Source organism: Vogesella mureinivorans (assembly GCF_007644035.1).
Classification (GTDB): domain Bacteria; phylum Pseudomonadota; class Gammaproteobacteria; order Burkholderiales; family Chromobacteriaceae; genus Vogesella; species Vogesella mureinivorans.
In genome coordinates this window covers 1-291 of record NZ_VMTV02000153.1, presented here as the reverse complement: position 1 = coordinate 291, position 291 = coordinate 1, and the positions used below count along the sequence as shown (strand labels likewise).

The 291-nt window shown below is 72.9% G+C and carries 1 protein-coding gene; it reads right to left on the bottom strand.

Features of this window, described 5'->3' with window-relative positions:
* A partial coding sequence (locus tag FLQ44_RS05030; protein WP_240801187.1) for an aconitase family protein occupies positions 1–291 on the bottom strand: 291 nt, incomplete at both ends.

Sequence of the window (291 nt, the reverse complement as noted above, 5' to 3'; positions counted from 1 at the left end):
CGCGAGGATCGGCGATGCGGCCGGCAACCGCGGCAGCGGCCGCCGACAGCGGCGAGGCCAGCACGGTGCGCGCGCCCTGCCCTTGCCGGCCCTCGAAGTTGCGGTTGCTGGTGCTGACCGCGAGCTGGCCCGGCGCCACGATGTCGCCGTTCATGGCGATGCACATCGAGCAGCCCGGCTCGCGCCATTCGGCGCCGGCGGCGCGCACGATCGCATCAATACCTTCGGCCTCAGCCTCGCGCTTGACCTTCTCCGAGCCCGCCACCACCAGCATGCGCACGCGCGGATGCA